The organism is Cytobacillus oceanisediminis 2691, from assembly GCF_007678455.1.
Taxonomy (GTDB): Bacteria; Bacillota; Bacilli; order Bacillales; family Cytobacillaceae; genus Mesobacillus; species Mesobacillus oceanisediminis_A.
The window spans coordinates 267,183-280,193 of the sequence record NZ_VEEP01000007.1 but is presented as its reverse complement, the minus strand read 5'-3'; the positions used below and the strand labels follow the sequence as shown (position 1 = coordinate 280,193).

Sequence of the window (13,011 nt, the reverse complement as noted above, 5' to 3'; positions counted from 1 at the left end):
AATTGCGTATCCTAACTGCACACAGCAACCTTAGGCTATTGTCCGGAGGCTGGTTTTTCATCTTGTTCGCGGATTTGGTCAAGATGATGATGGTCCTGCCTGAATAGGATCCGTTCTTCTTCATGATTATGAATATCCACCAAATGAAGAATGGTTTTGAAGCGATCGATGACTTCTTCTGTTACTCCTTCGTTCGGCAGTCTGCCTTTGACGTCGGCCACTATCATTCGAATTAAATCATGGTCTCTAATGAGCTTGATTACTTCTTCCTTCAATTCAGGCTTTTTTTCCATGATCTCCATATAAAAGCCTTCTTCCTCAGAATCCGCATGAGCAATTGTCCTTGTTTCCCAGTGCTCCACAAGCGCGTCTGCAGCTACTGCACAATCCTCTTCACGCTCTTCCCTGAATAGCTTAACCAGCAATTCCGTCAAATCACGTCCTTCTGTATAATAACCATCATGGATTGATTGATGGGAAAAATGATTCTTTAACGCGGGACCTGACATATACGTATCCTCCTTTACAAAATCGTAAAGAAAGGCTGAAATTCAGCCTTTCTTTCTTTAATGATTAATTTCTCTTTGTGACATTCTTTGCAGGTGTCATCCTACGGTAGACCAGGTATTTCCTCTTCAGATATTCCAGTGGCAGGCTCCACACATGCACAAGCCTTGTGAATGGCCATACTGCAAATAAGGCAAAAGCCAACAGGATATGCGCCTGGAAACCAATCGGTGCACCAATCATATAACCAGGTTCCGGATTGAAGGTAAGGATTCCCCTGAACCAGGGACCGATTGTTGTACGATAGTCGAAATCGCCGCCTGAGGCTGTGTACCCAACGGTATTGGTAAAACCAACAATCACCACGATTCCCAGTAACACAAGAGATAACCAGTCCTTGAATTTACTGTTCACTCTGATCCGTTTTACAGATGCCCTTCTCATAAAAAGCAACGCTCCTCCGAGGACGCAGATGACTCCTGCCGCTCCGCCGAACCAAACTGCGCCGAAGTGATACATATGATCTGTTACCCCGATGCTATCATAAATGATTTTGGGGATAAGCACCCCTGCCACATGACCGAAGAATACAAAGATAATCCCCCAATGGAACAGGATGCTTCCCCACTTAAGTTTCTTTTTTTCAAGAAACTGGCTGGATTTTGCTGACCAGCCAAACTGATCAGTATTGTAGCGGTATATATGCCCCAGCACAAAGACCGTCAGGCAAATATAAGGGAAGACCACCCATAAAAAGAGATCGAGGCTGCTCATATGATTCTCCTTTCACCTGATTTACTGACCTGCTCATTTGACCTTAGCCGCTTGATGCATAACACACATGCCCCAAGCAAATGATGGTATGGACTGTTCATCGATTCTAGTTCCAGACAGAGCCGCTCGATTGCCCGGAAATGCAGTTTAAGAATCTTTGCTGATTTCTCTGTTTCCGTGATGGAAGCGAACTCCAGGATCAATGGAAGGTAATCAGGCAATTCATCACTCTCCAGATCCGCTCCTGCCTGAAGGAACTCATTCCTCAGCTTCACTAGTGCAGGGCCTCTTTCCCGGTTATCCTTGAAGACAGAATAGGTAAGATAGAGCGTACTCCTGTCATTAAAATCAAATGTAAGCACATAGTTCTGGCACAATTTTTCCATACTGGTCCTGTCTAGGTAGTCCAGGAAATTTTCAATCATGCCACGTACTTGTGCATCATCAATCAAACTCGCCTCTTCATAGAGCAGTGAAAGATACTCCTTCCATTCCTTATCCGGATAATGCAGCAGAATGGAAGACAGCTTATAAACCACTTGGCTTTTGTTCATCTAAATTCCTCCAGTAATCTTCACCATAATAATAGAGGGGATCACGTTCAGAACCGACACTGCATGATTCACAGTCCTGAGCCAGGTCTTCGAAGCCTGCGTTTCCTTGCATAAAATGCATGTCCCCTGATCGCTCCTTATGGGAAGGCGGAATGACATAGCGTTCTGAATACTTGGCAATCGCCGAGAGCTCATACATATCCCTTGCCACTTGTTCGGTCATACCTGCCGCTTCTAGAACCTCAAGATTGGGTTCTTTACCTAAGTTTACCTGGCGCATATACATGCGCATTGCAACCAGCTTCCGAAGGACCGCTTTAACCACATCAGTATCCCCAGCCGTAAAAAGATTTGCCAGATATTCAATAGGGATACGGAACTGGTTGATCGTCGGAAAAATGATATTCGGATCAAGATCATCAATTTGACCGCCGAAAGCATTGACGAAAGGGCTTAAAGGCGGTACATACCAGACCATTGGAAGTGTCCGGTATTCCGGGTGAAGCGGAAGTGCAATCCTTTGTTCAACAGCCATTTTATAAACCGGTGATCTCTGTGCTGCTTCAATCCAGTCATCAGGGATGCCTTCTTTTTTCGCTTCCCTGATCACTTCCGGGTCATGCGGATCAAGGAACATCCCCAGTTGTGCCTCATGTAGTTCCTTGTCGTCCTTGACTGATGCTGCCTCTTTGATTTTATCCGCATCATAGAGGACAATTCCGATATATCTCAGCCTGCCCACACATGTTTCAGAACAAACTGTTGGCAATCCCGCTTCAATACGCGGGTAGCAGAAAGTACATTTTTCAGCCTTATGTGTTTTCCAATTAAAATAAACCTTTTTATAAGGACAGCCTGTCATGCAAAATCTCCAGCTGCGGCAGGCCTCCTGGTCCACAAGGACGATTCCATCTTCTTCTCTTTTGTACATCGCACCAGAAGGGCAGGATGAAACACAGGAAGGATTCATACAATGCTCACAAATTCTTGGCAGGTACATCATGAATGCCTGTTCAAATTCAAATTTGATTTGCTCATCAAGCCCAGCCATGTTCGGATCCTTCTTCCCTGTTACATGCACCCCCGCAAGATCATCCTCCCAGTTTGGTCCCCATTTGATATCCATGTATTCTCCGGTAACCTGTGATTTAGGCCTCGCCACCGGTTGATGCTTTTTCTCCGGACTTTGGATCAGATTCTCATAATCATATGTCCATGGTTCATAATAATCATCCATATCTGCCAGGTTTGGATTATAGAAGATATTCAGCAGTTTATTGACACGGCCTCCAGCCTTAAGCTCCAGTTTCCCGTTTTTAAGTGCCCAGCCGCCCTTTCGCAGTTCCTGATTCTCCCATTCCTTCGGGTAGCCAATTCCCGGTTTTGTTTCGACATTGTTCCACCATTGATATTCCACACCAGGCCGGTTTGTCCAGGTATTCTTGCAGGTCACACTGCATGTATGGCAGCCGATGCACTTATCTAGATTCATGACCATTCCGAACTGTGCCTTAATCTTCAAGCCAATCCACCTCATCCCTGTTCATTTTCCGGATCACTACCTTCTCATCTCTCTGGTTTCCGGTCGGTCCATAGTAGTTGAATCCGTAGCTCAATTGCGCATAGCCACCAATCATCTGCGTCGGTTTGATGTGGATACGGGTTGGACTGTTGAACGTCCCGCCACGCTGTTTTGTGATCGGAGAGCCTGGCACGTTGATATACCGCTCCTGTACGTGATACATGAAGACAATTCCTTTAGGCATTCTGTGACTGACTACCGCTCTCGCTACCACCACCCCGTTACGGTTATACATTTCGATCCAATCATTATCTTCTATCCCGACAGAAGCAGCATCCTCATTATTCAGCCATACATGTGGCCCTCCACGGAACAACGTCAACATCGGCAGGGTATCTCCATACGTACTGTGATAGGACCATTTAAAGTGAGGCGTCAGGTAGCTGAGTGTAATTTCATTCCCTTTTGCATCAGGTTCATGATCTCCTTTGTAAAAAGCAAGCTTATGAAGCGGAGCCTTGAAGTTAGGAAGCTCCTCCCCAAATTCAATCATCAGGTCATGATCCATATAAAAATGCTGTCGTCCAGTCAGTGTTCGCCATGGCACAAGCCGTTCAACATTTGTGGTAAAAGGGTTATAACGACGATTGCCTGTTTCGGACCCGCTGAAAACTGGTGAGGAAATCACCTTCCTTGGCTGAGCAGTAATTTCCGCAAATGACATATGCTCTTCAGCCCGCTCTTCTGCCAGGTCTTTTAACTCAAGACCCGTTTTCTTTTCTAACGCATCCCATGCTTTCATTGCAAGCGAACCATTAGTGGTACTTGATAGGGTAAGAATTGTCTCGGCAGCATTCCTATCGGTAAAAAGGCTTGGCAAATCCTTGTATTCCTTTGTTTGTGACGCAGTACCATTTATCGCCTTCAGCTTTTCATATTCCTTGGCCGCTTCCCAGCCAATCCCCTTTGAACCAATGGATTCCTTTACATTCGAACCGAGTGCGATGAACTTGTCATATACCTTTGTCAAATCACGCTCGACCAAATGGAGACGCGGCATATTCACGCCCGGTTGCGGCTCGACATCTCCATTTTTCCAGTCCGGGATTTTCCCATATGGCTGGGAAATTTCATCTCTGGAATCATGCAAGAGAGGGGTTGCAACCAGGTCAGTCACCGGTTCATTAAAATATCTTCCAGCCATTTCAGAGAACGTCTTGGCAAGATTCTTGAATGCGTCCCAATCTGATTTCGCTTCCCATGGCGGTGTGATTGCCGGATTGAATGGATGGATGAATGGGTGCATATCCGTGCTTGAGACATCGTACTTCTCATACCAGGTCGCCGATGGAAGAATAATATCAGAGTACAGACCGGTCCCACACATCCTGAAATCATAGTCAAGCATCAAATCGAGCTTGCCTTCTGGCACATCCTGGACCCAGCTGATTTCTTTTGTCAGATCTTCTTCATTCTGTTCACTTAAATTGCCATGGTGGGTGCCAAGTAAATGCTTAAGGAAGTATTCATGTCCCTTAGCTGAACTGCCAATCAGGTTTGCGCGCCATACAAACAGGACTTTTGGAAAATTCCTTGGATCTTCCGGATTTTCTATGGCGAATTTCAGTTTGCCGTCCTTCAGCTGCTTAACCACTTCTTGAATGATGGCATCTTTGTCGGTTTGACCTGTCCTTTCTGCCATCTTGATTGGATTCTCATTGAATTGTGGGTAAGAAGGCAGCCAACCCAATCTTGCTGACAGCACATTATAGTCGCCGGGATGTTGGTAAGTAGGCTTGTCAATCAATGGTGAAATGAGTTCATCCGATGTTTGGTTGTCGTACCTCCACTGCTCCGATGCAAAGTAGAAGAAAGACGTCCCGTTTTGCAATCTTGGCGGTCCGCCCCAATCTCTTGCCATCGCCACTGTCTGCCATCCTTCAAGAGGGCGTACCTTTTCCTGCCCGACATAATGTGCCCAGCCGCCGCCGTTCACTCCCTGGCATCCTGTCAACAGTACAAGATTCAAGATTGCCCGATAAATCATATCGGAATGATACCAGTGATTGATTCCTGAGCCCATAATAATCATTGATCTTCCTTTTGAATCGATGGCGTTTTGGGCAAACTCCCTGGCTATCTGCGCACAATCTCGTCTGCTGACTCCTGAAATTGATTCTTGCCAGGCAGGAGTATATGGCTTTAAATCGTCATAATCAGCAGGATAATCACCTGGCAATCCGCGATTCACGCCACAATTGGCAAGAAGCATATCGAAGACGGTCGTCACATACACCTCTTCCCCACCTTTAATGATTTTCTTTACTGGAACTCCTCTTTTCAAAATTTCTTTTTTATCCGGCCCGAAAAATGGGAAGCCGGCCATGACAATCTCATCTTCTATTCCTTGCAGGGTCAAGACTGGATCAATACCATCGAGCTGGTTATCACTGTCTTTCAAGTGGAGATTCCAGCTCTGGTTATTTTCCCATCGATGTCCGATGCTTCCATTAGGAACAGCAAAGTCATTTGACGTCTGATCAAGGACAACGGTTTTCCATTCTCCGTTTTCTGTCTGTCGGCCTATATCGGAAGCCCTTAGGAACTTATCCCCTTGATAAAAATCACCATTCTTTTTCAGAAGGAGCAGATATGGCAAATCCGTATATTTTTTTACATAGTCATTAAAATAATCAACCTGTTGATCCACATAGAATTCCTTTAGAATCACATGAGTCATTGCCATCGCAATAGCCCCATCCATACCAGCCTGAACAGGCAGCCATTTGTCAGCAAACTTGACGAATTCAGCATAGTCAGGACTTACTGCGACTACTTTTGCTCCTCTGTATCTTGCCTCCACATAGAAATGGGAGTCAGGTGTCCTTGTCTGCGGAAGGTTCGAACCCCAGACAATTAAATAGGAGGAATTGTACCAATCAGAGCTTTCAGGGACATCTGTCTGCTCTCCCCAGATTTGCGGTGACGCTGGCGGCAAATCTGCATACCAATCGTAAAAGCTTAATAAAGGTGCACCGATTAAATTCAAGAACCTTGAACCCCCGGCATAACTGACCATCGACATTGCGGGGATAGGGGAGAATCCAAAAATCCTGTCTGGTCCGTACTCCTGGATTGTATGAATCAATGAGGCAGAGATAAGCGTATTCAGTTCATCCCAGCTAGAACGGACAAAGCCCCCCTTCCCCCTAGCAGACTTGTATCGTTCGGATTTGGCTGGGTCATTCACAATACTCTTCCAAGCCTGAACCGGGTCCTTATGTTCGTTGAATGCTTCTCTCCACAATTCAATTAACGCGCTTCTCACATAGGGGTATCTAATTCTTACAGGGCTATATGTATACCACGAAAATGTTGCTCCTCGTGGACAGCCCCTCGGTTCGTATTCAGGCATATCGGGTCCTGTTGTCGGATAGTCTGTCTGCTGCGTCTCCCAGGTGATGATTCCGTCCTTTACATGAACCTTCCAACTGCAGGAACCCGTACAGTTCACGCCATGAGTTGTCCTGACAACCTTATCGTGCTGCCAGCGCCGGCGGTAAACTTTTTCAGTTGATCGATCATCAGGTGCAATTGTGGCATGATCGGAAATGTCTTCTGATCTCCCGAAATAGCTCAGTTTCCTTAAGAATGGCGGTAGCTTTTCACTCAATTTTCTCATCCCTTCCTTTCTACTATTCTTATACTTCTCAAAACCATGAAAAATTATCCTTTTTCAGGCATTTTTGGAAGACCCCTCGCTTGCCGATTACCCTGGTTGTCAGAAAATAAACATTATTGGAAAAATACCATAAATTTATTTAACGCTAGGACATATAATCATCACAATAAAATGGACAATGGAATGAACCTTACTTAATGGAATTATTTTTCTCACAGTTACTTCTGCATTCAAAGATGTAAGAACATTATATAAATAAAAAAACAGGTTATTTCCCTTGTAGATGGGGAGAAGACCTGTCTTTTATACAAATATTAATTTTGAATACACGGGAGAGAAATTTTGATTTCAGTGCCCTTAAACATATAGCTGTCTATGGTTATGAATCCCTCCATGTTTTCAATTACCTTATGCGCAAACATCATCCCAGGTTCCATGATCAAAACATCAGAGTAAAAGTCGTTAACACCGCTTTTGCAGTCAGTGGCTCTTTTGTTCTTGGCAGTCACCTCGGATTTATAGGACCCGTTGATAAAAGCTCTATTGTCCCGATGATTGCCGGAAAACTGACAGCGGGAATTTTAGCAGGTAACATTGCCTATTTTTCTGTCAGAGAATAATTGGTTTCAATAATATAAAAGACGTGCATACACACGTCTTGAATTTATTTTTATAACTTACTAGTTTTGTCATCCAGAAGGTCCAACTATGAAAAAACAAGGGTATTTTTGTGTTTTCACCTTTCAGCCAGGCTGATTTTATCAGAAATGGTCACATCGCTTCAGTGGCTGGAAGTATGCATCATCCTGCTTTCTGCCGTACTAAACGAAGCAGGTACCTGCATTTATCTGGGAAGAAACTGACTTATTAAGAGGATTAAAGACAACACTAAGCGAGAAAAAAAGCTTTTTGCCACTCCCCCTTGTAGTCAGGTCCAGTCTATGTTCAATTTCCAGAAAAGGATATTCTTTTGACTGATAAAGAAACTGTACCATTGGGAACAACCAAAGAAATCTCATCTCCCACATTTTTTAACAAAAGCTGCCTTCCAACCGGTGATAAAAATGAAATACAGTTAGCATCCGGGTCTGAATGATCGGGCAGGCTTATAAAGTAGTCTTCCGTTTCCTTTTCATCTCGAAACAGGACAGTTACTTTTGTGCCAATAAACACTTTTGACAAAGGATCATTCCAGTCTTCATCTTTTATAAAGCTTTCCAGTTCACTAATATAGAGACTTAGAAAATTCTTGACTCTTTCCTGTATTGGGGTTGAATACAGGTACATGTTATTTAATTCATTATAGTTCTCTTCAATAAAGACGAGCTGCTTTAGAAACGTTTCCCTTATAGAATCAATGTGTGCTATCTGGCTAAGGCTCATAGTAGTTCGCCTCCTTGCTGCAACTAAACACCTTGCAAAACTTCATTTCCACTTTCATATCCCATTCCTCCTAAAAAAATATATAAATATATGGCAGACCCCATAATTTTTGAAGGATCTGCCATATGCCACGACCATATCATATTCATTCCGATAAAGCCAGAATTATAGAGTCACATTTTCTTTTCAGAGTCAAAGCGATTTATACTCTTAATTACACTTTCAAGTATCTTCTTTTCTGCTTCAACAAACTGATGATTGATTTTAAATCACCATAATTATTAAGAAACCCTTCTGCTGTCTGATAAAATCGACTTCTCGGAATGAATACAGTTTCGTCATCACCCTACGCTTAAATCGAAATTCCTTGCGCCAGCTCATATTTGCTATAACTGCAGCTTATGTTACCATCGCTGAACATCCTGATTCCCTTTGACTCTGCTTTGGGGAATACACGTGCAGTAAATACCACTTCCCCATCATTGATAAAAATCTCTGCGATGCTGTGGTCAACAAAAACCTGGACCTTCACATTGTCCCCTAATGCAAGTTCAGCGCTTCTTACATAACCGTATTCTCCGCCAAACGCAGCTTCGAAATTCTCACGATTCAAGCTCACTATCTGCTGCTCACGGTCAAACTCCAGTACAAGCCCTTCCGTTTCAGAAACAAACAATTCAAGCCCGAATTTGTTGCTTTGGATGCTATTAAAATTAAGATCTATTTCATACTGGTCTGATGGGTTTCCGATTTCCCCGCCAGTTTCCGAGATCGTCATTTCACCGGAGTTTGATGTTTGTCTAAGCAGCTTTAAATCCTGTGCAGGCTTTTGAACCAACTTTCCATTAACAATTCCCAGTTCTCGCGGAACGGATAGGCAATGCGCCCACGACTCCCTGTCAGAAGGATATTCCACTTCCCCCATTCCAGCCCATGAAAACAGCAGCCGCTCCTTGTTTTTACCCACAAAGGTCTGAGGTGCATAAAAATCAAATCCTTTTTCCAGCTCCTGGTAGCACTCTACTTGATAAGTAAGGTTTTCGATATCCAGTTTGCCCAGCAGATAGATGACATTATAGAGATTGTGATAATCATGACCTTCCTCTTTCAAGCCCTGGGGTGAAAAAATCATCACATCCTGTCCATTCAATTCAAAAAAGTCCGGACATTCGAGCATATAGACGGAATCAGGAAATTCCAGATCAATCTTTAATTCGCCTCTAAAGGACCAGTCAATCGCATTGGCAGAATCATAGACAATAATGGCTCCTGTTAAATCCGTTCTTTGTGCACCAAGGAGCATGTAGTAGCGGCCATTCCTTTCAAAAACTTTGGGATCGCGGACATGACCGGTATATCCTTCCGGCACACCTTCAATAATTGGATTGTTTGCGTATTTCGTAATCGTACCAGCCTTATCCATGATGGCCAGACACTGATTAGCCGATCTTTCCACTGCGCTATATTTAATATTCCCCGTATAGTACATGTAGAGCTTTCCATCTACTTCTAGAGAAGCACCGGAATAGGCTCCGTGCGATTCATAATCCTTTACAGGGACAATGGCAACTGGCAGACGCTCCCAGTTGACCAAATCCGTTGATTTCACATGCCCCCAGTGCTTCATTCCATGAATCGCATCAAACGGAAACCATTGAAAAAAGACATGGTATTCGCCGTTGAAATAGGCAAGTCCGTTCGGATCATTAATCAGGCCATATTGAGGATGAATATGATAAGCAGGCTTCCATCTGGAATTAGCTGATATTGCTTTAAGCCCTTCTAATTCATTTTCTTTAGCTTCAAAAATCGTTCGATATTTTAATTCAGTATGTCTTGCCATGTTGTTCCCTCCTGCTGAAATAGCGATGAGAGGAATCGCTTCCTCTCACCTGGAACTATTATTGAGTTGGCCTTTTACCCTTTAGTAACTAGTTACTGGTTCTCCTTTAACTGCTTATCGGAAAAACCAAACATCCAAGTTAAAACAAAAGCTATGGCAATTGCGATGATATTAACAAATAAATACAGTAAAATTTGTCCATTCAAATAGAGCAAGGTACCTGGAATAACTGTAATCGCCATCCCCGTTGCTTTTAAGCCAAAGATGGATGCGAAAAAGCCGCCAACACCACCGCCAATAAGGCCCATCAGGAACGGTTTTCCATACCGGAGATTCACACCGAAAATGGCAGGTTCAGTTATACCCAGAAAAGCGGATAAGGAGGATGGCAGTGCCAACGCTCTCAACTTTTTGGATTTAGTCTTTAAACCTACTGCCAATGTAGCGCCACCCTGGGCAGCAACGGCAGCGGTAACAATTGCGTTGTATGGATTATTGCCCAATTTTTCAAGCAGAGATATTTCCAGCATATTGAAAACATGATGAACACCTGTTACAACGATGATTTGGTTCAAGAACCCAATCAGGAATCCGCTGATGCCAAATGGCCACTCCAAAACGGTAACTGTTGCATCCAAAATCCAGTTTTCAACTGTATGGAAGACAGGGCCGATCACAAATAATGCCAGGCTAATCATTATTAATAAAGTTAAAAATGGCGTTACAATCAAATCAAAGGCATCAGGAACACGTTTGCGAATCATCTGCTCGAGCTTGGCACCAACAATACCGGCAATAAAAGCTGGCAATACAGATCCTTGATAACCTACCACTGGAATAAACCCAAGAAACATGATTGGGTCTGCGCTCCCGCCTGCTACGTTCCAAGCATTTGGCAAGGACGGACTAACAAGCATGAGCCCCATGACCAAACCAATAATCGGTGATCCGCCGAATACCCTGAAAGTAGACCAGGCAACAAGTGCAGGCAAAAAGATAAAAGCAGTATCAGTCAAAACTTGAGTAAATAATAGAAAGTTTTGTGATATATCATCTGGTGTTAAACCAAATAAAGCCAGGATTTGTTCCTGCATAACAAGACCGCGCAGACCCATGAATAATCCAGTTGCGACAAGAGCAGGAATGATGGGCACAAAAACATCCCCGAAAGACCGAATCGCTCTCTGGAAAACTGTCCCGCTCTGAGCTGCCTCTTTGGCTTGCTCAGATTTTGTGGAACTGCCAATCCCCAGACCTATTACTTCTTCATAAATTTTATTGACCGTACCCGTTCCAAGGATTACCTGATACTGACCAGAGTTAAAAAAGGCACCTTTTACCTTCTCAATTTCTTCTACTCTCTGTTGGTCTATTTTTTCTTTGTCCTTTACCATGATCCTTAGCCTGGTAGCACAATGGGCAGCTGATAAGATATTTTCTTGTCCGCCTGCTGCATCAATAATTTCTTTTGCAATTTGACGATTGTCAGCCATTAGTAAACACTCCTTTTTTAAAAAATTTCTTAATGAAACCAATCACCTGCGAACATGAAATCGATTTCATATAAACCCAAAAAAAAATGTACTTCTTTAAAATAAATTAAAAATTAAAATAAATGGAATCGATTTCATATTTCTATAAAAATAAATCCTAAAAACATTCATTGATTAATTACATCAATGTTTATCCTTAGGCTGTAATATGAAATCGATTACACAACGATTATATACTATCTCTAACTATTAGTCTATAACCTAAAATCATCTTCTTATCATTCTTTTCATTCTTTACAATTTGATCAAGGAGCATGAAAGCCGCTTCTTCGCCCGCCCTCTGATTTTCATATTCAATTGTGGTTAATGCCGGCTGGACATATTGAGAAATATCAGCAGCACCCATCCCTGAAACAGCCATTTGATTGGGAATCTTATAACCAGCTTCTTTCAAATACTGCATGGCTCCAATAGCAATTCTGTCCGTTACTGCGAATACAGCATCTGGGTAGTCATCTTTTTTAGATTGCTCCATTATTTCTTTCATCGCCTCGTAACCAGATAATATACCGAAATTTGTCTCTTTGACCCATCCCTCTCTGACTGTAAGGTTATGTTCTTTCATTGAATCCAGGAATCCTTTTTTGCGCCTTATTCCCACTGCACGGTCTGATTCATCGACACCAATGAAAGCGATGTTTTTATATCCTTTTTCGATAATCGCTTTCGCCATTGTTTTCGAGGCTTCATAATCATCATAGGTAACACTGCATACACCTGGAATATCTTGTCCAATAGCCACAAAGGGTATTTGAAGCTGCTCGATTTCTGCCATTAGTTCCTTATTTATATTGGTAGCAATTAATACAATCCCATCAACCTGTCTGCTTTTTAACAATCGGATATATTCGATTTCCTTTTCAGGATTAAGGTTAGTTGTAGTCAGCAGGATTTGATAACCGTGCTCGCTAAATACATCATTCATACCGTCTACTACACGACTTGATGTTTCGGTACTGATTTTCGGAAGGATAACACCAATTACTTTTGTTTGTTTGGTTCGAAGTGATTTTGCATGTTGGCTGGGCACATACCCTGTTTTTTCAATTACCTCCATCACTCGCTTTTTAGCTGCTGCACTTACATAACCCGATTCATTTAAAACTCTCGAGACTGTTGCTCTTGATACATTTGCCATCTCTGCAATTTCCTTAATGGTCAACATCAAAACATCTCCCTAACTTGCTATCAGA

General features: G+C 42.9%; 10 protein-coding genes. 1 reads left to right on the top strand and 9 read right to left on the bottom strand.

The genetic code is table 11. From position 1 onward, the window contains the following. Window positions 1–35: 35 nt before the first annotated feature. From FS736_RS15605 to FS736_RS15585, 5 genes are all read right to left on the bottom strand, one after another. Window positions 36–509: a hemerythrin domain-containing protein gene (locus tag FS736_RS15605; protein WP_144478901.1), complete on the bottom strand. Its 474-nt coding sequence runs from the start codon at window positions 507–509 to the stop codon at window positions 36–38. Between the two features lie 64 nt (window positions 510–573). Next, window positions 574–1,281 carry a respiratory nitrate reductase subunit gamma gene (gene narI, locus FS736_RS15600; RefSeq protein ID WP_144478899.1) on the bottom strand — a complete coding sequence of 236 codons (708 nt, stop codon included), beginning with the start codon at window positions 1,279–1,281 and terminating at the stop codon, window positions 574–576. Beyond that, window positions 1,278–1,835 (bottom strand): nitrate reductase molybdenum cofactor assembly chaperone, encoded by a 558-nt coding sequence (gene narJ, locus FS736_RS15595; protein WP_144478897.1) that lies wholly within the window; start codon window positions 1,833–1,835, stop codon window positions 1,278–1,280. The genes narI and narJ overlap by 4 nt, the downstream gene beginning before the upstream one ends. After that, window positions 1,810–3,357, bottom strand: coding sequence for a nitrate reductase subunit beta (narH, locus tag FS736_RS15590; protein ID WP_144478895.1), 1,548 nt, complete (start codon window positions 3,355–3,357; stop codon window positions 1,810–1,812). The genes narJ and narH overlap by 26 nt, the downstream gene beginning before the upstream one ends. Beyond that, a complete protein-coding gene (locus tag FS736_RS15585; RefSeq protein ID WP_144478893.1) occupies window positions 3,347–7,030 on the bottom strand; it encodes a nitrate reductase subunit alpha in 3,684 nt (1,227 codons plus the stop codon). Before FS736_RS15585 ends, narH begins: the two co-directional genes overlap by 11 nt. Before the next feature lie 419 nt (window positions 7,031–7,449). On the opposite strand from FS736_RS15585, the gene eutH reads away from it, so the two are divergent. Beyond that, window positions 7,450–7,659, top strand: a complete 210-nt coding sequence (gene eutH, locus FS736_RS15580) for an ethanolamine utilization protein EutH (RefSeq protein WP_144478891.1) — start codon at window positions 7,450–7,452, stop codon at window positions 7,657–7,659. Window positions 7,660–7,984: 325 nt separating this feature from the next. Here eutH and FS736_RS15575 read toward each other — a convergent pair whose 3' ends face one another. The 4 genes from FS736_RS15575 to FS736_RS15560 form a co-directional block, all read right to left on the bottom strand. Continuing rightward, a complete protein-coding gene (locus FS736_RS15575; RefSeq protein WP_144478889.1) occupies window positions 7,985–8,422 on the bottom strand; it encodes a GreA/GreB family elongation factor in 438 nt (145 codons plus the stop codon). 352 nt (window positions 8,423–8,774) lie between these two features. Next, window positions 8,775–10,265, bottom strand: coding sequence for a glycoside hydrolase family 32 protein (locus tag FS736_RS15570; protein ID WP_144478887.1), 1,491 nt, complete (start codon window positions 10,263–10,265; stop codon window positions 8,775–8,777). A gap of 92 nt (window positions 10,266–10,357) precedes the next feature. Continuing rightward, entirely contained in the window at window positions 10,358–11,758 is a 1,401-nt protein-coding gene (locus FS736_RS15565) for a sucrose-specific PTS transporter subunit IIBC (protein WP_144478885.1), read from the bottom strand. Window positions 11,759–11,987: 229 nt separating this feature from the next. Then, a complete protein-coding gene (locus tag FS736_RS15560) occupies window positions 11,988–12,983 on the bottom strand; it encodes a LacI family DNA-binding transcriptional regulator (protein WP_144478883.1) in 996 nt (331 codons plus the stop codon). Window positions 12,984–13,011 lie beyond the last annotated feature (28 nt).